The following is a 23200-nucleotide window of genomic DNA, read 5'->3' on the forward strand; positions in this document are numbered from 1 at the left end:
CCTTTGCTGACGCCTCTCAGGCGAAGCTTGATGCTCCGCGTTCTCTTGCCTATCGGTGGCATGCTGGTCGCGATGGTCGTTGCATCCGTTGCCATTGTCGCTGCGAAGGAGACGGCGGCCGCGCGCGAGGCGCTGAACGCAAAAGCGAAGCTGATAGCGGAGATCGTGTCACGTGGAGCGGTCGATGTCATTTGGAGGTTCGATATAGCGCTTGCGAAAGCGTCGCTCGCCGCGATCGCCGCCGATCCGGACTATGTTGGGAGCGAATTGGACATGCATCCGCTCGCGGAATTGATGAACGATGCCATGTGCTTCCCACTATACGATGGCGGCAACATGGGGGCCCGGCGCAGGAATCTGCATAACATCATTAAGAGTCGGACCTACAGCTCGTTGACCGCGCCCTACGGCACGTTCGGAGACTAGTTCGAAAAGCGCGGCGGCCGCTCCGCCTTGAGCGGTGCGACGCCATCGGCTGCTTTCAACGAAGACACGAAAGGCACGTCCGGCGGCGGAGGCATGCCGAGAAGATGGGCCTTTGGATCAGCGCGATCTTCAGGCAAATCCTAGCAGCCGTCGGCGCGATCCGCCTGCCCGTCGTCGCTCCGTCAACCGAGATGCAACCAGATGCAATCATGTTGAGAAGAAGCTGAAGAGATAGGGTAGCGAAATCCGGTTCACCAATAATCGACACCACTCTCTCGATTTTCGTTCCTCCATAGTGACGTCAACGCGCGGCGGTTATCCCTCGCAGATGCCGTGCGCTTTTGGCCGCATCGCGGGAGCGGCACGGGACACCAGAACAGCTAAACGGCTTCAACCGACGCAGATGAAGCGCCACGCGCTCAAGGAAGTGCGGGTTCCGGTCGTATAGCGATTTCGAGCGAAGTGGACACCCGCACTTGGCAAGCTGACACCACGATTGCGCCGTCTACGGACGTTGGGTGCCGGCCCCGTAGGAAAGGCCGAGACCTACGCCTCCCGTTTCGCGATTTCGCGAATTCTCTATCCGGAAAAATGGCGTAAAAACCTGCTCGCGGGCCCCGTCGGGAATACCGGGTCCATCATCCGAGACGATGATTTCGATAGTATCTGCGCGCCTCTCCACGCTGACGCGCGCCCGTTCGCCATAACGGATGGCATTCTCGACGAGGTTACGACACGCCCGGCGGAGTGCGTCGGGCCGGCAGCTGTAGCCGATCTTCTGTCCGTTCGAGAAAGAGACGTCATGACCGAGTTCGGCGAGATCGTCGCATAGACTTTCCACCAGAGCCGAGAGGTCCACGGCGCGCGTATTCTCCACGGTTGAATCTTGGCGGGCGAATGCGAGGGTAGCCTCTGTCATTGTCTGGATTTCGGTAATGGTGGAAAGCATTTTCTCGCGGACGTCCTCGTCGCGCACGAATTCGGCACGCAAACGGAGCGAAGTCAGAGGAGTGCGCAGATCATGACCAATAGCGGCGAGCATCTTGGTGCGGTCGTCGACGAAACGGTGCAGGCGCGCTTGCATGCGATTGAATGCCTCGGCGGTGCGTCGGATATCGTCGGGGCCGGTTTCCGGCAGCGGTACGATTTCCTGGCCCCGGCCAAGGGCCTCGGCCGCTACGGCGAGGCGGCGCAAGGGTTGCGCGATGCCGCGCGCGGCAAACACGGCAATGATGGACAATGATAACGCCGAAAGGCCGAGCGCCAGGGTGGACTTGGAGGTCCAGAAGCCGTCTTGCGCGGGTTTGGCAAATGCAGTGTTCAGCCACGCACCGTTCGCCAACTGAACGGCCAGGCCCATGCCGGTGGCGTCATCAAGATAAAGAAACTTCGCTGGTCGGGACAGCGGCCAGGATTCCGGCTTCAGGTCGATCCAGTGTGAGGAGAGGGCGCTGCTGCTGTTGGCGGCGTTGCGAGCGAAATCCTGTTTCACCTCGGTGGGCACGCTGTGACCCGGAAAGGATACGCGCGGCAATGGCTGCGACAGGCGCTCCCATGCCTCCTCTCGCCAGGCCGACGCATCCTTCAGGCCGTTCGTCGATATCCAATGTCTCGCCGAACTGGTGTTGCTGGCATTAAGGATGTCGGTCTGCAGCGACTGAGGCGTCGCTTCCAGGACCCGGGCGAGCGAGCCACACCGGCTGAACATCTCGCCCTTGGCGGCCTTCCGGATCGCTTGCCCGTGTTCGTCCCAGGAAATGAGGAACACGACTGCTTGCGACAGCACGAGGGACAACAGCGTGAAGCAGATGAAGCGGGCTGCAAGACTGCGCGTCCACAAGCTCATCATGGCTGTCCAACCTCTGCGACGAGGCTGTATCCACCACCCCAGTGAGGCTTGATCAAGGTGGGTACTTTCGGATCGGCCTCGATTTTCTTCCGCAAGCGGCTGACCTGATTGTCGATGCTCCGGTCGAACGGATCGGCATCTCGGCCGACGGTCAGGTCAAGGAGCTGATTGCGGCTGAGTACCAGGCCGGGATGATCGAGAAATGCGCATAAGAGACGGAATTCCGCCGTGCTGAGCGGCACAGCAACGCCGTCGTCTCCCAGCAACTCGCGCCGATTACGTCAAAGGTCCATCGATCAAAACGTACAATCTTGCTTGCGAGCCGGCCCTTTTGCGGCGGCAGGCTTTGCACTCGTCGAAGCACCGCCTTGATACGGGCGAGGAGTTCGCGGGGATTGAATGGCTTGGTCACGTAGTCATCGGCGCCCACTTCCAGGCCTACGATGCGGTCGGTCTCCTCCGCCATGGCCGTCAGCAAGATAACAGGAAGGTTCGTGGTGCTGCGCAGATGGCGGCAGAAAGACAATCCGTCCTCGCCTGGCATCATGATGTCGAGAACCACCAGGTCCGGCGCACTTCGTTCGAGCAAGCGGCGCAGTGCGACAGCGCTCTCAGCAAGGCTGATGCGGTAGCCATGCTGCATCAAGTATTTGCCGACCAGGTCGCGGATGTCACGATGATCGTCCACGACGGCGATGTGCGGTGCTGAGTCCATCCGATTGCTCCATTCCGCATCATGATGAAAGTCCACCACCCAACCCATCGGAAAAGTGTAACAGAATGTATCGGCCGCGTGCATGGCCGCCAGGATTTGATGCAGTGGAACCCGCACTGAAAGCAAGGTGATGGAAGGGCAGCTAACGGGCAGGCGTCAGGTGAAGATGGCCCCAAACTGTCGCGAACTATGCAATGCAGCATCCCTGAGACAGATCGCGACAATCTCCCGTAGCCGTCGGCAAAGTTCTGCGACAACCGGCCCCCATCGTGCGCATGTTCGACCAAGCAGGAGCGCTGCATGTGCGCAATGGACGCCGTTTCTCGCGGGGTGGTTCTGGAAATCTCGAGAGGCTCATCAGCCGGGAACGATGATCGCGGCACCACAAAAGGACGGCTTCTTCGCAGAGCCGCATTTCGAATAACCTGGCTGCTCGTTCTCGTATTGCGATCGTCGTCGGCCACGCCCGTTGACCTGACGCAGGGTGCGAGTCGCACGGCCATCTCGCGTGTCGTGACGGATGGCGACTGTTGGACGGCTGCCATGTTACGGTATCAAGGTGCTCAGACCCGCCGCGCATCGAAGGATACTACCGCGCAGTGCTGAGGATTGGCATCATCTCGGACACTCACGGGCTCCTGCGGCCCGAGGCGGAGCGGGAGCTTGCCGGGGTGGCACACATTATCCACGCTGGTGACATCGGTCGGGCGGACGTTCTCGTCAGACTCCGTCGGATTGCACATGTCACTGCGATCAGAGGAAACATCGATGCCGGCGGCTGGGCGTAACACTATCCCGATACTCTGATGGTAAGGCTCGGCGATCGGTCCTTCTATGTCTTGCACGATCTTCAGCAACTGCAGATCGATCCAGCAACTCGCAGAGTTGATGTCGTTGTTTCCGGCCACTCGCATCGACCGCGGATCGAAACGATTAACGGTGTGCTCTTTCTAAATCCTGGAAGCGCCGGGCCGCGGCGTTTCAAGCTGCCTGTCACGTTGGCTACCTTGGTGCTAACCTCAGGTGACCTTCGGCCGGTCATTCACGACCTTGGTCGCGCCGAGTGATTTGGATGAGCCTGGACGGAGCGCGGTGTCTCTCCGGAGCAGGCAATTGCCGAGGTTCGGGACATGCCGGACCCGATCGGCGACACCTGCCTGAGGCGCCTACCGGGGGCAGAGTGGCGTCTTCCGATCATGTTCTTCTCTTGAAAGTCCGTCAGGTCGGTCGGATACTGGTGCGGTCCTTCTATCATCCATCCGAGGAGGAAAATCATGGCGATCCAGATCGTGATGAACCGCACCGGCGACAGCCGTCACCTTTTCAACCCCGACGACGCACGGGAAGTGGCGAATGCGGAGCAGCGATTCTATGAGTTGACGAAGGCTGGCTTCACCGCCGCGGTCAGGAGGGGCCCTGATCAGACCTCGCAGATCCGATCGTTCGACCCCACTGCGGAAGAAACCCTCTTTTTCCCCAGGTTGGTCGGCGGGTAGTCACCATGTTCGGTTTTCGACGGTTGCCGCCGGGCGCCCGCTCCCGAGTGAAGGCGGCGCGAAGCCTCTTCATCACGCACGGCGTCGAGAGCACGCCAGAAGGCCGGTCGCTGCGACTTCTGCGCAGATGGCTATCGCCTGCGCAGCGGGAGCAGTTCGCCAGGAGCGGCTACTTCGAAGTCGTCGGAAGCGACAGCGGAAAGCGGTACAGGATCCACGCCGGGGCGTCGGTGAACGTCTGCGAGATCGACGAAAGAGGTCGCCTGCAGGAGGGCCTGTGTTTCATGCCGATCGGCGCGCTGCCGATCGGAGACGTCATGCTGGCCCAGAAGATCGCGCTCGAGACGTGCGAGGACAAGGCGCGCGCCGTGGCCCGCAGGTTCACTCCGAACGGCTTCCATTTCAGGCAAACCCGACCTCTCGGCTAACGATCGTTGCCGGGTAGAATGAGCGATAATCAATTAAGGCCGGTTCGAGGGCGAGTGCCCTGCGGGACGGAATCGGTGCACGGAGATGGAGAGGCCGATGTCTGAGCGGATGTACGGTTCTGAGGGCGATATCGATGCCACAAGAGCGAGCGCTCGTCTGCCCGGCCTCGACATCGACATCGTTCGCCGGCAATCGCCGAATGGTGATTGGGAACAGATGTCAATCAACCTGCGGCAACGCCGTCCTTCGAAGCGCTCGGCTCCTCGTTCGAGGCAGCTAACCCTTTCACGTTTTGGGTGCAGGCCACACGATTAATGTGGATGCCCTGGCTCCTCACGGCGCAGACGATGATGCTGCCGGCAGGACAGCCGCGAGCGCTGCCGGGTGCCATCCACTCCGAGCAAGAAGGCGCCGGCGGCTAACGGTTCGCGAGCCAAAGGATCAGGGAAAGGATCACGCTGACCAGCAACGATGTTGCGAGCGGGATATAAACTCGGAAGTTGTCGCGCTCGATGACAATGTCGCCGGGCAAGCGGCCCAAGCCGACCTTGTTGATCACCGGCCATAGCAGTCCAAGCGCAACGAGCGACAAGCCGAAGATGATGAGGAGAAGCGAAATCGACATTGCGCCGGGCCTGCGATCGCAGTGGGCGAGCCGATTGAGCGAGAGCAAGCGGAGTTGGCGTGCCGCCGTAACCGCAGTCCGTCGCACGGCCCCGATAGGTCAGTATAGCGATTTCGAGCGACGTGGACACGCGCACAAGCTCTTGAAGATCGCTGGTGGCTGCGCGATAATCTGCCTGCTGGACGGCGCGTTGCTCCGCAGTCCGCGCGAGGATGCCGGAGGCATCCGGTAGAGGCCTTCGCTGCCGATCTGCTCACGTCTCACGTTCCGACCTCATGCAACTGCTGCGCCTCAGCTCTGTCCGGATGCTAGGATTCATAGTGATGTTGCATCTTCGCATGCTGGCCGCCACCGCTTGGTGACCCGACGCCTTAGGACGAGCGGTGGATTGAGAAGCCAACCGATTGGTCGAGGGAGGATATGCCATGAGAGCATCGCCAAACTATTCGCGTCGTCGCTTCCTTCATGCCGGCGCGGCCGGCGCAGCAGCAACCGTTGTCGCCGCCGCGACAACGCCCGTTCGTGCGGCCGCCGAGTCAGGCATGCAAGCGCCGCCTCCGACGGTGACGGCTCCGCGGATTCTGCGCAAGCCGCCGCTGCCTGAATTGGGGCGCATCGCCAAATCCTACAACCTGGATCTCAGCCGCGACGATTTGACGTCGTTCCGCAACCTTATGGACGGTGTGCTTGCGTCATACCGTCGCCTGGACCAGTTCGCGGAGCCGACATTGGCGGTGAAATACCCGCGGGATGCGGGATTCCGTCCACCCGGCTCAGATAATCGGCTCAACGCCTGGTACTGGAGGTGCTCGATTAAAGGCGCAACGTCGGGGCCTCTCGCGGGCAAGAGGGTCGCGATCAAAGACAATGTGTGCGTCGCCGGGATTCCCATGATGAACGGTTCCAACGTGTTGGAGGGCTATGTGCCCGACGTGGACGCGACCATTGTGACCCGCATCCTCGATGCCGGTGGGGAGATTGTCGGCAAGGCCGTGTGTGAACATCTTTGCTTCTCGGGCGGCAGCCATACCTCTGACACTGGGCCCGTACTCAATCCGCACGATCCGAAGCGATCTGCCGGCGGCTCCTCCAGCGGCAGCGCGGCGCTTGTCGCCGCCGGCGAGTGCGATATGGCCATCGGCGGCGATCAGGGAGGGTCGATCCGAATTCCCAGTTCTTTCTGCGGAGCGGTTGGCCACAAGCCCACGCACGGACTTGTGCCATACACAGGTGTCTTTCCGATTGAATTGACGCTCGATCATACCGGACCCATTGCCCGTACCGCCGGCGATGCCGCCCGGCTTCTCGAGGTGCTCGCCGGGGCCGATGGCCTCGACCCACGCCAACCAGCGGACCTGCGCACGGAGGCGTATACAAAGCAGCTCACAGGCGACGCCCGCGGCCTAAAGATCGGGATCGTCAAGGAAGGATTCGGCTGGCCCAATTCCCAGCCCGACGTCGACGCCATGGTGCGCGAGGCGGCACAGCGCTTGACGCGAGCAGGGGGAACCGTGAGCGAGGTCTCGATCCCCCTGCATCGTGATGGCGTCCACATCTGGAACGCGATTGCCGTCGAGGGCGCCACGGCGTTGATGGTCGCGGGCAACAGCATGGGAACCAACTGGAAAGGGCACTACACAACTTCGCTTCTGGACTTCTACGGCCGGAGCCGGTCGGCGCGCGCCAACGACCTTTCGGACACCGTCAAGCTCGTCGTCCTGCTCGGTCAGTACATGCACGACAATTACCAGGGCCGCTATTACGCCAAGGCCCAAAACCTCGCGCGCGTGTTACGCGCCGCCTACGATGAGCAACTTAAACAAGTCGATCTCCTGCTCATGCCTACGTTACCTTTGAAGGCCACGCTACTCCCGGCCCCGGATGCGAGCCGCGAGGACTACGTTGCGCGAGCACTCGAGATGATTTCAAACACTTGCCCGTTCGACGTCACGGGCCATCCTGCCGCCACGGTTCCGGCAGGCATGTCAGCAGGGCTCCCGGTTGGCATGATGCTGATCGGACGCCGCTGGGAGGACGGCACGGTGTTGCGTGCGGCTGACGCGTTCCAGATCGTCGGGTAGACGGCAGGAGCGACTTGCCGGCTAACGGCACCGCCGGAGTCCAGGGTTCGCAACAGGAGGCCCGCGAGCCGGCGAGCGATGCGGGCTGCCCTGACATCGATGCCAGGCTCGTGCCGACGCGGATTTGGGGCCTTGTGCGGGGATCATGAGGAGGTCAACCATGGAGATCGAACGCACCACATTCGGCACCATCACGATTGACGGAAAAACTTATGAACACGACGTGATCGTCCGTCTGTCCGGCGAAGTGGCAAAGCGGAAGAAGAAGTTGTCGAAGAAGCACTACGGCACCTCGCACGTCCTCTCGAAGGACGAAGCGAGGTTCGTCTTCGAGGATGGATGCGAGCAGCTGATCCTTGGCTCGGGCCAGATGGGCAATGTGCATCTATCGCCGGAAGCTGCGGCGTATTTTGCGAAAAAGGGCTGCGCGGTCGTGTTGCAGCCGACCCCTGAGGCGATCCATACGTTCAACAGCTCGCGCGCGAAGAAGATCGGCCTTTTTCACGTTACCTGCTGAATTGGATTCGAACGGTCCCGAAGTTGCGGCCTCGATTGCGGTCAAGGCGCGCGGGCATATCGGCCTGTAGCCGAATCGCGGTCTGCATCCTTGAAGACCTGCTACTGCAAGTAGCGCCAAGCTACGCTGCCGTCGGTCGCCGCTTGCTCATTTCTACCAATTGATACCCATCGATGAGTTTGGGGCGGTCAAGCCGGGACTTGTAGGACTTTCGATCTGTTGTAATGTAATCGACGCATGCGGAGTCTGTATGGCTGCTTCCCGAAGGGCGCAGCGTCACAATAAGCAGGCGCGAATCAACGTGCCGATTTTAGGTAGAGACCGACATGGCCGTTGGCGGATCGTTCGACACGTTCCCCAAGCTGCTGGCGCGAAATGCCGCGCAGTTTAGCAGCCGCCCTGCGTTTCGGCACAAGGATCTCGGCATCTGGCAGACATGGACCTGGGCCCAGGTTGCAGAAATCGTGCGCGCGTACGCCGCGGGCTTGCACCGACTTGGATTACAGCCAGGAGACACGATCGCCATCGTTGGTGCCAACCGACCGAAACTCTATTGGACGTTGATGGCAGCGCAATTGCTGCGCGCGATTCCGGTTCCGGTCTATTCGGATGCAGTGGCTAACGAGCTTGCTCATGTCCTCGCTCACGCCGGCGTGAAGTTTGTTGCGGCGCAAGATCAGGAGCAGGTCGACAAAGTCTTTTCCGTATCCGACCGGGTGCCGCATCTCCGCAAGATCGTCTATGACGAGTCGCGTGGCCTCGATGACTACGATCACGACCGATTAATCGCAATCCACGATGTCATTGAAGACGGCTGCGCCGCGCTGACAGCCAGCGCGGCGCTCGGCAGGCAGATCGACGAGTTCATCCGGCAGGGCGAAGGTTCTGACATCTCGATCATCCTCTACACGTCGGGAACAACCGGCGCGTCGAAAGGCGTCATGCTGTCGGCGCGAGGCTGCATCGACGCTGCGACTGATACCGTCAGGTTTGACAGGCTGACCGACAAGGACGTGGCGCTCGCCTACCTGCCGCTCGCGTGGGTTGGTGACCATTACCTCAACTATGCGCAGGGCATTGTCGCGGGATTCTGCCTGGCGTGTCCCGAGAGCAGTGAGACGATCGAACAGGATCGGCGCGAGATCGGACCAACCTTCTACTTCGCCCCGCCGCGTGGCTTCGAGGCCATGCTGACGCGGGTGATGATCCGCATGGAGGACGCCGCAGCCATCAAGCGGCACATGTTCAACTACTTCCTTGGCATTGCGCGGCGGTATGGCGAACAGATTTTGACCGGAAAGCCGGTGCCGCTGTCTGGCCGGCTGCTCTATGCGGTCGGACGTTTGATGGTCTACGAGCCGCTCAAGAACGTTCTTGGCCTGTCTCGCGTGCGAGTCGCCTATACTGCAGGTGAGGCTATCGGTCCCGATCTGTTCGCGTTCTATCGCTCGATCGGATTAAACCTGAAGCAACTGTACGGTCAGACCGAGGCGTTCCTTTACGTTACCTGCCAGCCTCACGGCGAGATCTACTCCGATACGGTCGGCCCGGCTGCACCGAACGTCGACATCCGCATCGCGGAAACAGGCGAGGTGCAGTTCCGCTCACCGGGCATGTTCGTGGGATACTTCAAGGATAAGGCGAAGTCTGCGGAAGCCATGACATCCGACGGCTACGTCAAGACCGGCGACGCCGGCTTCTTCGACGAGAAGACCGGACACCTGAAGATCATCGATCGCGCGAAGGACGTTGGTCGGCTAGCTGACGGCACGATGTTTGCGCCGAAGTATCTTGAGAACAAGTTGAAGTTTTTTCCCAACATCAAGGAAGCGGTCGTCTACGGCGATGGCAGGGATTTCGTTTGCGCCCTTCTTAATATCGATCCGGTCGCTGTAGCGAACTGGGCCGAACGCAACAACATCGCATACGGTTCCTATCAGGAGCTCGCGGGGCATCCGCTGGTCTACGACATGGTGGCGAAGGATGTTGCTGAGGTGAACCGCTCTCTCGTGGAGGGAAGGGTGCTGGCGGGCGCGCAGATTCGCCGCTTTCTCATTCTGCACAAGGAACTCGACGCGGATGATGGCGAATTGACCCGCACGCAGAAAGTTCGCCGCGGGTTCATCGCCGAGCGCTATGCGCCGCTGATTACCGCGCTCTACGACGGTTCGAGTGAGGCTGACATTTCCACCGACGTCACGTTTGAGGATGGTCGCAAGGGTGTGATCGCGGCTCGGGTCAGGATCCGTGACCTGCAAACAACTGGCGCGACGGAATCTTTGGGGAGAGCCGCATGAGAATGCCTGACACGAGCGAAATCCTGCTTCAGGTCGAGCGCGTATCGCTGGCGTTTGGTGGCGTAAAAGCGCTGAGGGACGTTTCGTTTGACATCAGCAAAGGTGAAATTCGCGCCATCATCGGACCGAACGGCGCCGGGAAAACTTCGATGCTCAACGTCATCAACGGCTTTTATCATCCCAATCACGGCGCCATCACCTTCAAGGGAAGGACCCGCGCCGAGATGCAGCGGTTCGAGGCGGCCCGGGGCGGTATCGCGCGAACCTTTCAGAACGTTGCACTGTTCAAGGGAATGAGCGCGCTCGACAATATTATGGCTGGCCGCACATTGAAGATGCGCCGGGGCCTGCTGTGGCAGATGCTGCGCTACGGTCCTGCGCTGGCGGAGGAGATCGAGCATCGGCACCGGGTCGAGGAGATTATTGATTTTCTGGAGATTGATGCGATCCGCAAGGTACCGGTTGCGCGTTTGCCGTATGGCCTCCAGAAACGCGTCGAACTTGGCCGCGCCCTTGCAATGGAGCCCGATCTTCTTCTCCTCGACGAGCCGATGGCAGGCATGAATCTCGAGGAGAAGGAGGACATGTCGCGCTTCATCATCGACGTGAACCTTCACTATGGCACGACCATTGCGCTGGTCGAGCACGACATGGCTGTGGTGATGGATCTCTCCCATCGCGTGGTGGTGCTCGATCATGGCGTGAAGATCGCCGACGGCACGCCGGATGAGGTCAAAAAGGATCAGGGCGTGATCGACGCCTACCTTGGCGTCGCGCACTAGAGCATGATCTACAAAAGTGGAAACCGGTTTGCCGAAAAGATCATGCTCAAACAAAGAGATGAGATTATGATGCGATTGCTTGTAATCGCATCATGATCTCTAGGGAGCGTTGCGTGATCGCATTGGGTCAAGTTCTCGAGGTGCTGATCGGCGGATTGATGTCCGGCGTGCTCTATTCGCTGGTCGCGCTCGGCTTCGTGTTGATCTTCAAAGCATCTGGTGTGTTCAATTTTGCCCAGGGCGCAATGGTGTTGCTTGCCGGGCTTGCGCTGGTTCGCTCGCTCGACCTGCTGATAGCCAGGGGCTTTTCGCCATGGACTGCGATCATTCTTGGCATTGGCTTCGCAGCCGTGATCATGGCGATAACAGCATGGCTGATACAGCGGTTCGTGGTCGGACCGCTTGTCAATCAGGGCGCCCTCACGCTGTTCATGTCCACCATCGGCGTGACATTCGTCCTCGAGGGGGCAGCGCAGATGATCTTCGGTTCCGATGTTTACCCGTTGCGACTGTTCCCGACAGACGTCTGGTTCCTGTTCGAAAGTCATTTTCCGGGTGGAGTTCTGGTCAACAAGCTGGATGTCTGGGGCGCCGTTATCGCCGGCATTCTGGTCGCGAGTCTCGCAATCTTCTTCCAGCAAACCAAGACCGGCCGCGCCCTCAGGGCGGTTGCCGACGACCACTTGGCCGCGCAGTCGGTCGGGATTCCAATCAGCTGGATCTGGTTCGTGGTCTGGCTTGCCGCCGGTCTCGTTGCGCTGGTTGCGGCGACCGTGTGGGGTACCAAGCTGGGCGTACAGTTCTCCATCACCTTTCTCGCGCTGAAGGCATTGCCTGTCCTGATCATTGGGGGCCTTACCTCGGTGCCAGGAGCCATCGTCGGCGGACTTATTGTGGGTGCGGGCGAGAAGATCGCCGAGGTGTTCCTGGGGTCTCATATTGGTGGCGGTATCGAATATTGGTTCGCCTATGTGCTGGCGTTGGCGGTGCTGCTCGTACGGCCGCAGGGGCTGTTCGGCGAGCGGATCATCGAGCGAATCTGACCAGGAGGAATTCGCTGTGCTTTATCGCGAGGCAGGCCAATTCAAGACGACCTACGCGGAGGACATGGCGATCTTCCCGATCCGCCAGGACCGTATTGCGCTCGCCGCCTTGCTCGGTATCGCCTTCATCGGTGTGCCGCTGCTGGCCGACTTCGACATTTGGCCGTTCGGCAGCGACTATCTGCTTCGCGCCATTCTGCTGCCCTTCCTGATCCTCGCGCTCGCCGCAATCGGCGTAAACATTCTCGTCGGTTATTGCGGCCAGATCACGCTCGGCAGCGGCGCATTCATGGCCATCGGTGCCTACTCTGCTTACAAGTTTGGGACCGGAGTTCATATTCCGCTGGCTTGGCTTGGCTTTGCGATTTCGATCCCGCCGCTGCCCGTGCTGACATCCATTTTGCTCGGCGGGCTCATGGCAGCGATTGCCGGAATCCTCTTCGGTATTCCCAGCCTGCGGATCAAGGGCCTTTATCTCGCGGTCGCAACGCTCGCGGCACAGTTCTTCTTCGACTGGGTATTCCTGCGCGTGCCGTGGTTCACCAATTACGCGCCCTCAGGGTCGGTCAATGCACCGGCACTGAACTTCTTCGGTCTGCACGTAGGCACGCCGATTGAGCGCTATCTGCTGTGCCTGATCTTCGTAACGGTGTTCGCGGTTCTGGCGAAGAACCTCGTTCGCGGTAATCTCGGCAGGCAATGGATGGCAATCCGCGACATGGATATCGCCGCCGAACTGATCGGCATCCGGCCACTCTACGCAAAGCTCACGGCGTTTGCGGTCTCTTCATTTATTATCGGCGTGGCGGGCGCGCTCTGGGCGTTCGTCTATCTCGGCTCGTGGGAGCCGCTCGCCTTCTCGATCGACCGCTCGCTGCAGCTTCTGTTCATGGTGATTATCGGCGGCCTTGGATCGATCATGGGTTCATTCGTCGGCGCAGCCTTCATCCTCATTCTGCCGATCATGCTGAACCTGATTCCAACCCAACTCGGTGTGCCGCTGTCGACGGAGACGATTACTCATCTGGAGTTCATCATTTTTGGATCATTGATCTGCTATCTTCTCATCAAGGAGCCACATGGCTTTGCCCGGCTTATTTCGATTGGCAAGGAGAAGCTCAGACTTTGGCCGTTTCCTTACTGAAGCGATCGGGCCGAGATCGCAACGCGGGTGACGGCCGCTGGTAGAAGGAGTGAGGAAGCAAAGCCCCGGCACTGCAAAAGAGGGGCTCAAAGAGGAGGACATCAATTATGCTACGCAACAAACTGATGCTGGCCGCAGCCATCCTTTCGGGCGGGGCATTTGCCTCTCCTGCTGCAGCGCAGAACGAGCAGTTCATCCCGATACTATCGTACCGGACGGGCGCTTACGCCGTGAATGGCGTACCGTACGCAAACGGCGTGGCCGACTATTACAACCTTATCAACGAGCGCGACGGTGGCATCAACGGCGTCAGGATCTTGGTCGAGGAATGTGAAACCGGATACGCCACCGACAAGGGCGTTGAGTGTTACGAGCGTCTCAAGGGCAAGGGTCCGACCGGCGCAGCCTTCATCAATCCGCTGTCGACCGGTATTACGTTCGCCCTCACCGAAAAGACAGCAACCGACAAGATCCCGATCATCACGATGGGCTATGGCCGCGCGGATTCGAAGAACGGAGCCGTATTCGCGTACAATTTCCCGCTGCTCGGCACGTATTGGTCCGCGGCCGATATCGCGATCCAGCACGTCGCCAAGGAGGTGGGCGGCGCCGACAAGCTGAAGGGCAAGAAGATCTCACTGCTCTATCACGACAGCCCATACGGCAAGGAGCCGATCCCGATGCTGCAGGTGCTGGCCAAGAAGCACGGTTTTGAGTTCACGCCGATCCCGGTCACGCATCCCGGTGTCGAACAGAAGTCGCAATGGCTGGGGATCCGCCAGAACCGGCCGGACTATGTCTTGGTCTGGGGCTGGGGCGTCATGAACGGCACGGCAGTCAAGGAGGCGGCGGCCGTTGCCTTTCCGCGCGACAAGATGATCGGTGTTTGGTGGTCGGGCGCAGAGCCGGATGTACAGCCGGCAGGCGATCAAGCGGTCGGCTACAAGGCGCTGATGCTTCAGCATGGTGCGGGAAAATTCCCAGTGCATGTCGATATCGAGAAGCACGTCTATGCAAAGGGCAAGGGGGCGTCGGAGCCCGACAAGGTCGGTGAGGTTCTCTACAACCGCGGCATGGTGAACGCCATGCTCGGCGTAGAGGGGATCCGGAAGGCGCAGGAAAAGTTCGGCAAGAAGCCGCTGACGGGCGAGCAGGTCCGTTGGGGCCTTGAGAACCTCAACCTCTCTGAAGCACGTCTGAAGGAGCTCGGCTTTGGAGGCATGCTGAAGCCGATCAAGATTACTTGCTCAGACCACGAGGGCGCCCGGGACGGACGCGTCCAGCAGTGGGACGGCAAGGGCTGGAAGGTCATCTCCGACTGGTACACGGCCAACCAATCCGACACTGAGCCACTTGTCGATGAAGTTTCGGCGAAGTATGCCGCGGATAAGAAGATTCAACCGCGCGACTGCTCGAAAGAGAGTTGAACTCGTCTCAGCGATCCGGGAGAAGCGTTCGCCTCCTCCCGGATCTAGCGAGAGCCGGGACCGTCTGGAGGGAGCGGCGTGTCAAACCTTAACGCGCCCACGGCGACAGAAGCGGCAGCGCTGTTTCTGTCGGTCAACAATATCGAGGTTGTCTACGATCACGTCATCCTCGTATTGAAAGGTGTATCGCTCGATGTGCCGCGGGGCGGTATTGTCGCGCTGCTCGGTGCCAATGGTGCGGGCAAGACAACGACGCTGAAGGCTGTCTCCAACCTGCTGCATGCAGAGCGCGGCGAGGTCACCAAGGGCTCGATCCTGTTCGACGGCGTCGAAGTACAGTCCCTGTCGCCAAACGAAGTGGTGCGGCGCGGCTGCATTCAGGTGATGGAGGGACGGCGTTGCTTCGCTCACCTGTCGGTCGAAGAGAATCTCCTGACCGGCGCCTTTACGCGGACGGATGGCAAGGCCGCGATCGCGCAGGATCTGGAGCGAGTCTATGCCTATTTCCCCCGTCTCGGGGAGCGGCGTAGTTCGATCGCCGGCTATACGTCCGGCGGTGAACAGCAAATGTGTGTGATTGGCCGTGCGCTGATGTCGCGTCCGAAGATGATCCTGCTCGACGAGCCTTCGATGGGGCTCGCGCCGCAGATCGTCGAAGAGATCTTCGAGATCGTGAAGGATCTGAACGTCAAGGAAGGCGTCTCGTTTCTTCTCGCCGAGCAGAACACCAATATGGCACTCAAATACGCAAACTACGGGTACATCCTGGAAAATGGCCGCGTGGTGATGGATGGCGCGGCGAGGGCGCTCGCCGCAAATGAGGACGTCAAGGAATTCTATCTCGGCGTCGCCGGGGAGAAACGCAAATCATTCCGCGATGTGAAGCACTACAAGCGGCGCAAACGCTGGCTCGCTTAGGTGATGACGCACGAGTGATCGGCGCAAGCTGAGTGCGCTCGCAGTGCGAAGCGCGGCGCAAGTCCAGACTGTAGTTTGTCTCGCATCGGGCGACCGGATCTAACGGAATCACAAGTAGTAGTCTCGTAGACTAAGTGCCTTTGGTCTTGCGGCCGCGCGCGAATTGGTCGAGTCTCGCAGATGCGCGTCGGGATGAAGGCGATAACGACGAATACGAAAGGAGCGCAGCTTACGACGGAGCTGGTGATCCAAAAGTGTGGCGCGGGGCTGGACTATTTGCGAAGCCACTTCGCGGATTCGTCGGAACCACAACCAGCACAACGATCAGCAACTGGTTCTCGGGAAGCGCAGGTGCGTTGCAGGAGATCACGGCTGGCGGTCTCAACTGGTGCAGGCGATGGCGACATATCCCGGCGTTCCCGACTCTCGCCGACGCCTGTGTCAGCGCCTGATAGCCAAGCGCGAATATTTTGACTCACTGCACGCAACTACAGATCGAGAAGTCTCCGTAACTATACTACTCGTGTAATTACTACGTCGAATACTTCGATCTCAAGGTCAACGTGCGTTTCAGTTCTCCGTTTTTGAGCAGCTGGCGCGAAATACACCAGAAGCCTCTGTCTTTTCTCAATAGCATGCGGAAGGATTGATAATGGCTGGAGTGTCCTACCCACTCGCGTCCTCGACGATTTATCTCGTCAACACGTATCTCGGGGCTAAGCAGTATGCGGCAGCGTATCGAGGCATTCTTAGAGATATGAACGCGCAAAACCAGGCGGCAATGGAAGCGGGGCGGCCTGCTCCGATCGATAGCGACACCAATTGCATGGTACACAAATGCGCCTGAGATCAACGATCCGAACTCGGTCGCGTCCATCCATTATTTCGCACGAAGCTACGTGTCTGCGTACGCTCAGAGAACCATTGGTCAGAAAGTCCGCAACTCAATCATTCAAAGAGTTTCGGACAATTTGGCCGAGCAGTTGCTGCCTTTGGTAATCAAGAACGGGGCCACTGAGGAATTCAGGCAAATTGGCATCGTCGGTCGGCTGCATAGAGGCCGCCGCCTCGACCTCCGGGGTCACGCGAGCCGAGATCACCATCGCGAGAAGTCGATCTTGGCTAGCGCTTCACCCGGGCTGCGATCGTTCTTGGCTCTCTTGAAGTCGCCATCGTGCTTGGACTGGTCGCCCTTGCCATCATTCGAGTGGTTGTCCTTTCCGGCATGATCCGAGTAATCGCTGGTGCAGCCGCGATTCGAGCGGTCAGCGTGGCCGTCCACGACCGATGCGGCATTGCCCGATCTTGTCCCCTCTACCGCAACCCCGGCGGAGCCAGCATCGCCCGCAGGCGCCGGCGCTGGGCTGCGGCTTGGAATTCCGACCTGGGACGGCCCGTTCGCCGAGGCGAGATGGATGATCATATGCGCTCCGTGGGTGATTTCGGGTCGGTGCGCGACGCTCACGCGTGTCATGTTTAGATGCCGGAGATTCGCATTGATTTCTTTCTCCTTCTCGGTGTCGAGATGAGCCGTGCCCTCGTCCAGAAACAGGATCTTTGGACGACGATAGAGCGCGCGCGCAAGCAGCACTCGCTGTTTCTGTCCGCTGGATAACGAGCTTCCCATGTCGCCGATGAGGCTGTTGTAGCTCATCGGCATTGCCATGATCTCATCGTGGATCCCGGCAATCCGCGCGCAATCGATCATTCCTTGCAGATCGAATGTTGTATCAAAAAAGCAGATATTGTCGGCTATCGATCCCGACAGCAGTTGATCCTCCTGCATCACCGCGCCAATCTGCTCGCGATAAGCACGCGATCCGATCTGGCCCAGTGGAAGGCCGTCGATCAGAACCTCTCCGCTCGTCGGCTCGAGCAGCCCAAGCATGATCTTGACAAGGGTTGACTTGCCGCAGCCCGAGGGTCCCATGATCGTCACGAATTGTCCCGGAGCAACGCACAGATTGACGTTGTTAATAATCAGAGACTCTCCCTCTGCATACCGGAAGCACACGTTGCGCAGTTCGATCGCGCCGCGAATCTGTCGGATATACGACAGGTCGAGGTCGTGCCCCCGCTCGAGCGGGGTGAGCGCAATGTCGGCGAGGCGCTCCAGGTGCAGTCCGAGAATGCGGACATCCACCAGCTTCTCGATCAGCAGCGCTGTCCGTTCAGCGAACTGCAGCTTGTAGCTGACGAACGCGAATATCATGCCAACCGTGATGAGGTTGTCCAGTGCGAGGCGAGCGGCGAGGTAGATCGTGATTACGTTCTCCAAGCCGAATATCGTGTCGTTCATCGCTTTGAAGCTGATCCTCGCCCGACCTAGCCGCACGTTGGCGTTAATAAACGCAGCATAGCGGTTCAGCCACTGGCTCTCCCGCTCGTTCTCTCGGTTGAGCAACTTTAGACTTTGCACCGCTCGCACGGTTTCGATGAAGGTGGAGTTCTCGTCTGCCTTACTATGAATGGCCGCTTCGCTCCGTTGTCGGAACATCCCGAAAAGAGCGAGACGCAGCCCGGCATACAATGCGAACGCCAGCAGGACCACAAGTCCGAGCGGGACGCTGTAGGTGAACATCAACACCAGCATCAACACCGACATGAGACCGTCGATCAATCCCGTGAGCAATCCCTCCGCGAGCACGTTGCGGATTGGCTCGATCGAATTGAAGCGCGACAGGATGTCGCCGATGTGCCGTTTTTCGAAGAATGAGAGTGGCAGGCGCACCAAATGATGAAGCAGCCGCGCGCCGATTTGAAAGCTCAACGTGTTCTGTAGAACAAGAATAATAAACGAGCGGGTCGCGGTCGACGCGACCCGTATGAGGAGAAGGAGCACGAATCCTAGCCCGAGTACGACCAGGAGGTCGACATCCCCTCTGGCGATGACCTCGTCAACAGTGAGCTGCATATAGAAAGGGGCGGCGAGGAGAAGTATTTCGATGACCACTGACAGAACTAATATTTGGGCGAGGGCACAAGTGTTGCCGTTCATTCCGCTCCAGAATACCGAGAACGGCAATCGCACTCTCTCGTCTGTGCGACGGAACCCTTCAGTGGGCGAGAGTTCGAGCGCGATCCCAGTGAGATGTCTGGATGCTTCAGGGAAGGGAAACCATTTCTCGCCGGCCGCCGGATCGTGCACCACGATCCCTTTCTTCTTGCACGCTTTCAGCACAACGAAATGAGCCATGTCCCAGTGCAGAATAGCCGGCACACGCAATTGGCTGAGATGGCCGATCTCAATTCGCAGCGGCCGACATGCCAGCCCCAGGTGAGCTGCTATCTGCATGAGGTCGCGAAGAGTGACGCCCTTCAGGGACACTGGATGCCGGCGCCGCAGGCTATTCAAGTCGGTTCGATAACCATGATAAGACGCTACCATAGCTAGGCATGCGAGCCCGCATTCCGTTGCCTCCGTCTGCCTGATGACCGGGAGGGATCTGCGTCCGCTGAAATTCAAAACTCCCTGCATGCGCTACATCCTTGCGCTTAACACCGGATCAAGCAGCCACCTCATCAGGGAGCGCTGCTCAAGGATCACGTCGGCCCTAAGCAGCATATCCGGCTGAAGCGGCATCTTACGGCCATAGGCGTCGATGTCGGGCCGCTCGAGAGCCGCAGTCACACGGTAGGCCGGTTCCTTGAGGGTGATCGGCCCGGTCGTTTCGTTGCCGGTCAGAATCGTGTGGGAGACTTTTGTCACGTTGCCGCGGTAGGTTCCGAATTCCTGATAAGGAAATGCATCATAAAGTATCCTAACCTGCTGGCCGGGGCGCACAAAACCAAACGCGCGCGTCGGAAAGAACAGCTCCGCCTGCAAGTTTGCATCAAGCGGAATGATTTCGAGCTGCATATGCCTTGGATCAGCGATCTGGCCAACAGTCGCCTGCAGCGTGGACACGCGCCCACTCGTTGGTGCCCTGATAACGTACGCTTGCCGCCCGTTCACCTCCGCCACGCGCTGTTCGATCGAGGAGAGTTCATTACGCAGTCCTCGGATCCTCTCTGCGGCGACGGTTGGGAGTTGCTCGAGTGTATGGCGAGCGTCTGTCAATTGGGTGCGTCGCGCGGTGATCTGCTGATCCAGCGAGACCACGCTCTGCTTTTGCTCAAGTGCGGCCTGCTCGCGGCGCCTAAGCTCAATCGATGGCAATGCACCGCTCGCGATTAGCTTAGCGCCCGTTGATACGAAGCTCTCAGAAAGCTTTAGCCGCTCGTTTTGGATGTTTCGCTGGTCCTCGAGTTGGGCAATCTCTCCTTCAATCCCCTTGATCGTGGAAGCGAGGCGATCCTGTTCCGAGGCGGTTCGTCGATCTTCCGCATCGATCTGTCGCTCGACCACACTGCGTTGCTGCGTCAGCACTCCAAGTACGGTCGCATTGACGTCATCGCCATTGGCGGTGATCTGGGAAGTGACTACGGTCAGGAGCGGGTCACCCTCCGCAACCTCCTGCCCTTCCTTCACGTGTATCGCCTTGAGAAAACCCTGTTGTGGTACGAAAATCTTAGCCGTGCCGGAAGTCGGGGTGAGATACCCAAAGACTGTTTCCTTGCGGGCGTATTGCGCAAAGGAGAGAAAGCACAAAATAAGTACAACCAGCGCCGCAAGGCTCCAGCTAAGGAGCGTGCTCGATAGCGGCTGCAGCAATACGACCTCACCCCAGCTGTGGCGCTGACGCACAAAGTCGACAGCTTCCTCGCGAAATAGAGCCGGCCGTGTCGACATGGACGCACCTTGCTGTGCTCTTTCGTCAATTCAACTTCGCCAATTAAGTGCTGCGCGGAGTATCTTTCGGCCAAGGCAAGACGGCGGACGGGTGCCGTATAATGCGTCGGAAACCGCTTCCCTTATGAGAAGCGGTTCGCCGACGCACCGCCGTTACCCCACGAAGATTTGGGATTGCTTGGATAGCACCCCAACCTGAACTTGGTTTCCACTGACAACATTGATGTCACCAGTTCGGATCAGTGACCCGCCATCATGGCACCCACAGTCGCCGGTGCCGGCGGCCACGAGGTCGAGCTCCTCATCAGACAGTTCGATCGGGTGAGCAAGAGTGGTCATCTCTAGCATGTTGGTCTCCTTTCGATATAAGTGGCGGAGCATTGATGTAACTGTTGCCACGTCATCACTAGGTGCAAGACGCCAATCTGGATGCACGGCCGCGCAAATTTTGTGAGCGGCGCGTGTTTGACGCGTTTTACATCCTGATTTTTGCAACGTCGTATGCAAAGCACCTTAAAGTGGGTCTCAGTGCGGTTCGTCACACTGAGTTGGGCGTTCTGATCTGCTGGTATGTTCGGCGCGGCTGGGATGCGACATCGCGCCCTCCGAAGGAAGCGCATTGGGACGCGATGGGCGCGAACTCGGTCCAAGAAGCGCCTTGGCTTGTTTCGACGGCTGCACTCATCGCGATAGCTGCGCAAGTCGCCGCGCCGGTTGGCACGACAAGGCTCAGAGCCGTCGCAGCTGATCGCGTTGCAGGCAGGTTGGGTTGGGGCGGGAATGTGAGGGATCTGGATATGGTTTTCCTAAGAGTCGATCGAATGATGCTCGATGGCGTTACAGGGTAGTCGGATCCGATGCGTGCTCTGAAGTTATAGACGCGACCTAGCGACCATGTTGACGCTGCCCATTTTTCGAAGTCGGCTCGAGGAGTTTCATCGCTGCTCACAACGGCTCACCTGCGAGCACGACTCGTTATGGTCCGCCTGCACCGGAAAAAAGTTTGAATACTTCGGGAACGAAGTCGATGCTGCTGACTTGAGTTCGCCGACAGCCGATTTCGTATTTTTTTAAAAGCGTGTCATTTAAATGCCGTTTAAAGGCGGGCATTTAAATGCAGGAAGCGGTGGCCCTGCGGGTGAAAGCAGTCAGGTTGTCTGCCTTTTGAGGGGTGACGTTCGACCATGCCCCATCAATGCGTCGGTTTCACGAAGGAAGAGACTCGCCCCGGCGCAGAGCGGCATGCCTATCGTTGCGAGACCCCTCTTAATTACGAAACAGCGCTTCTGGAGTGCGCCTCGGGATCTCAGTCGGGCGTCGGCAAGATCTACACCCGCGAGAAGGAGCAACTGCGCGCGATGGCGCAACGCATCGTCCACGACAGGTCGCGTGCGGAAGACGTCATTCACGACGCATTCGCGCAAATTCTGCGATATGCCAAAGATTTCGATCCCGCTCGCGGATCCGCTCGAGGCTGGATCTACACAATCGTACGCAACGCGGCGCTTAAGATGCAGGAGAACGCGCGGCGCGAATTCGCCCTAGAAGACGAGACATTGAACGCCATTTGCGCGCGGGAACAGACCGTTGCGAACCCCGCTTCCTGTATCCCAGACAGCATGACGCTCAGGGCCATGCTCGATCAACTCGAACCAAGGCGCCGCGCGACCCTGCTTCTGGCGATCGTCGACGGGCGCACGCACGAGGAGATTTCCGAATACCTCCGGGTTCCTGTCGGAACCGTCAAGGCGTGGATCCGGAGGGAGCTCGTGGCCATGCGCCGGCAACTCGAATGAGGCGTGAACTTATTTTTTTTCGCCGCTGCATCCATGGGCGTGCTTCGGCGACAGTAGGGGTGACGGCGTGGTGATCGGGCAGGGCACGCGCGCGTGACGCACGTGCCCGGGACCGTCGCAAAGCTGGAGCGAGGAGCGAAACCATGTCTATCCTGAGCGGTGTTACGAGCATTCTCGGGCTGATAAAGCCTGCGGGAACCGGCGTCCCACCCGAGGAATGCACGTCGACCAAGCCCGACGACTGCGTCGAGGGCAAGCAGTCAAAGTGGAATGACGATCGCACGGGTAACGACGAGTGTTCGAACGGCGACGGCAAGGACAATTATTCCAAGCTTAGCGGCATGGGCGCCTACCCGAAAGACGCCAAGGGCGAGTACCCAGAGCACGATGGTGGCTGGAAGTACGCCAAGTACGGCGAATACCAATCCAAAGACTATTGCGACCTCAAGTCGGCTGACGATGGCAGCAGGGGCGACACCGATCGCAGTCTGGGTGAAGCGCTAGCCAAGTTCGACTTCTCCCATGGTGATTTTGCAGGGGATTTCAGCTCGCACGGTCCCGATCATTCGGGTGACATACACGGCGCGCTCGCTTCGATGTCTTGCGACGATGCGCTCGAATACGCCATCGGTTTGATGGGCCCAACGGATCACTTCGACGTAGGGCATTTCGACACGGCGACGGATACGTCGCACGACACGGACGCCTGACCTGCCGAAGAGACCCGCCTGGCGGTGAATGCTACCGGGCGAGAGTGGTTTTTGAACGAAAAAGGCGCCGGTCATGCAGCAGGTAGAAAAGCGCGAATTGTTCGAACAAGAGCGGAAGATTTTCGAAGCCGGAGTGCAGCGCGCTGACAGGCGATCCGGCTCTTTTAGTTTCTTGACTTGGCCGTTCTTCATTGGCCCGCTGATCGCTTGCGA

Annotated in this window: 19 protein-coding genes and 2 pseudogenes; 15 read left to right on the forward strand and 6 right to left on the reverse strand. The window is 59.3% G+C overall.

Features of this window, described 5'->3' with window-relative positions; translation table 11 throughout:
• Nucleotides 1-60: 60 nt before the first annotated feature.
• Nucleotides 61-426, forward strand: coding sequence for a hypothetical protein (locus P6U29_RS13385; RefSeq protein WP_407118022.1), 366 nt, complete (start codon nt 61-63; stop codon nt 424-426).
• A gap of 505 nt (nt 427-931) precedes the next feature.
• Here P6U29_RS13385 and P6U29_RS13390 read toward each other — a convergent pair.
• Together P6U29_RS13390 and P6U29_RS13395 are read right to left on the reverse strand one after the other, a co-directional pair.
• Nucleotides 932-2275 (reverse strand): sensor histidine kinase, encoded by a 1344-nt coding sequence (locus P6U29_RS13390; RefSeq protein WP_407118023.1) that lies wholly within the window; start codon nt 2273-2275, stop codon nt 932-934.
• Nucleotides 2272-2990 (reverse strand): annotated as a pseudogene (locus P6U29_RS13395) (response regulator). Before P6U29_RS13395 ends, P6U29_RS13390 begins: the two are co-directional and overlap by 4 nt.
• A 599-nt stretch (nt 2991-3589) precedes the next feature.
• On the opposite strand from P6U29_RS13395, the pseudogene P6U29_RS13400 reads away from it, so the two are divergent.
• The 3 genes and pseudogenes from P6U29_RS13400 to P6U29_RS13410 all read left to right on the forward strand — a co-directional run bounded on the left by P6U29_RS13400 (nt 3590) and on the right by P6U29_RS13410 (nt 4914).
• A pseudogene (locus tag P6U29_RS13400) lies at nt 3590-4057 on the forward strand (metallophosphoesterase family protein).
• A 207-nt stretch (nt 4058-4264) separates the two neighbouring features.
• The gene (locus tag P6U29_RS13405; RefSeq protein WP_407118024.1) at nt 4265-4486 is read left to right on the forward strand and encodes a hypothetical protein; all 222 of its coding nucleotides are present in this window, start codon (nt 4265-4267) and stop codon (nt 4484-4486) included.
• 5 nt (nt 4487-4491) lie between these two features.
• A complete protein-coding gene (locus tag P6U29_RS13410; protein ID WP_407118025.1) occupies nt 4492-4914 on the forward strand; it encodes a hypothetical protein in 423 nt (140 codons plus the stop codon).
• Nucleotides 4915-5333: 419 nt separating this feature from the next.
• On the opposite strand, the gene P6U29_RS13415 is transcribed toward P6U29_RS13410, so the two are convergent.
• Nucleotides 5334-5540, reverse strand: a complete 207-nt coding sequence (locus tag P6U29_RS13415; RefSeq protein WP_407118026.1) for a DUF2905 domain-containing protein — start codon at nt 5538-5540, stop codon at nt 5334-5336.
• A gap of 542 nt (nt 5541-6082) precedes the next feature.
• Here P6U29_RS13415 and P6U29_RS13420 point away from each other — a divergent pair.
• The 8 genes from P6U29_RS13420 to P6U29_RS13455 all read left to right on the forward strand — a co-directional run bounded on the left by P6U29_RS13420 (nt 6083) and on the right by P6U29_RS13455 (nt 15749).
• Nucleotides 6083-7621 (forward strand): amidase, encoded by a 1539-nt coding sequence (locus P6U29_RS13420; RefSeq protein WP_407119315.1) that lies wholly within the window; start codon nt 6083-6085, stop codon nt 7619-7621.
• A 160-nt stretch (nt 7622-7781) separates the two neighbouring features.
• Nucleotides 7782-8138 carry an Mth938-like domain-containing protein gene (locus P6U29_RS13425; RefSeq protein ID WP_407118027.1) on the forward strand — a complete coding sequence of 119 codons (357 nt, stop codon included), beginning with the start codon at nt 7782-7784 and terminating at the stop codon, nt 8136-8138.
• 326 nt (nt 8139-8464) lie between these two features.
• Nucleotides 8465-10435, forward strand: a complete 1971-nt coding sequence (locus P6U29_RS13430; RefSeq protein ID WP_407118028.1) for an AMP-binding protein — start codon at nt 8465-8467, stop codon at nt 10433-10435.
• Nucleotides 10432-11217, forward strand: a complete 786-nt coding sequence (locus tag P6U29_RS13435) for an ABC transporter ATP-binding protein (protein WP_407118029.1) — start codon at nt 10432-10434, stop codon at nt 11215-11217. Before P6U29_RS13430 ends, P6U29_RS13435 begins: the two co-directional genes overlap by 4 nt.
• 92 nt (nt 11218-11309) lie before the next feature.
• The gene (locus P6U29_RS13440) at nt 11310-12260 is read left to right on the forward strand and encodes a branched-chain amino acid ABC transporter permease (RefSeq protein WP_407118030.1); all 951 of its coding nucleotides are present in this window, start codon (nt 11310-11312) and stop codon (nt 12258-12260) included.
• Nucleotides 12261-12276: 16 nt separating this feature from the next.
• Entirely contained in the window at nt 12277-13404 is a 1128-nt protein-coding gene (locus tag P6U29_RS13445; RefSeq protein ID WP_407119316.1) for a branched-chain amino acid ABC transporter permease, read from the forward strand.
• 107 nt (nt 13405-13511) lie between these two features.
• A complete protein-coding gene (locus P6U29_RS13450; protein WP_407118031.1) occupies nt 13512-14831 on the forward strand; it encodes an ABC transporter substrate-binding protein in 1320 nt (439 codons plus the stop codon).
• A gap of 78 nt (nt 14832-14909) precedes the next feature.
• Nucleotides 14910-15749 (forward strand): ABC transporter ATP-binding protein, encoded by an 840-nt coding sequence (locus tag P6U29_RS13455; protein WP_407118032.1) that lies wholly within the window; start codon nt 14910-14912, stop codon nt 15747-15749.
• Nucleotides 15750-16845: 1096 nt separating this feature from the next.
• On the opposite strand, the gene P6U29_RS13460 is transcribed toward P6U29_RS13455, so the two are convergent.
• From P6U29_RS13460 to P6U29_RS13470, 3 genes are all read right to left on the reverse strand, one after another.
• Complete coding sequence (locus P6U29_RS13460; protein ID WP_407118033.1) at nt 16846-19227, reverse strand: peptidase domain-containing ABC transporter; 2382 nt, start codon at nt 19225-19227, stop codon at nt 16846-16848.
• A gap of 3 nt (nt 19228-19230) precedes the next feature.
• The gene (locus P6U29_RS13465) at nt 19231-20481 is read right to left on the reverse strand and encodes an HlyD family efflux transporter periplasmic adaptor subunit (protein WP_407118034.1); all 1251 of its coding nucleotides are present in this window, start codon (nt 20479-20481) and stop codon (nt 19231-19233) included.
• 153 nt (nt 20482-20634) lie between these two features.
• Nucleotides 20635-20829 (reverse strand): hypothetical protein, encoded by a 195-nt coding sequence (locus P6U29_RS13470; protein ID WP_407118035.1) that lies wholly within the window; start codon nt 20827-20829, stop codon nt 20635-20637.
• Between the two features lie 113 nt (nt 20830-20942).
• On the opposite strand from P6U29_RS13470, the gene P6U29_RS13475 reads away from it, so the two are divergent.
• The 3 genes from P6U29_RS13475 (at nt 20943) to P6U29_RS13485 (ending at nt 22987) form a co-directional block, all read left to right on the forward strand.
• Nucleotides 20943-21329 carry a hypothetical protein gene (locus P6U29_RS13475; RefSeq protein WP_407118036.1) on the forward strand — a complete coding sequence of 129 codons (387 nt, stop codon included), beginning with the start codon at nt 20943-20945 and terminating at the stop codon, nt 21327-21329.
• A gap of 336 nt (nt 21330-21665) precedes the next feature.
• Entirely contained in the window at nt 21666-22277 is a 612-nt protein-coding gene (locus P6U29_RS13480) for a sigma-70 family RNA polymerase sigma factor (protein WP_407118037.1), read from the forward strand.
• 143 nt (nt 22278-22420) lie between these two features.
• A complete protein-coding gene (locus tag P6U29_RS13485; protein WP_407118038.1) occupies nt 22421-22987 on the forward strand; it encodes a hypothetical protein in 567 nt (188 codons plus the stop codon).
• Nucleotides 22988-23200: the final 213 nt, after the last annotated feature.

It is taken from the genome of Bradyrhizobium sp. LMG 9283, from assembly GCF_045571415.1.
Lineage (GTDB): Bacteria > Pseudomonadota > Alphaproteobacteria > Rhizobiales > Xanthobacteraceae > Bradyrhizobium.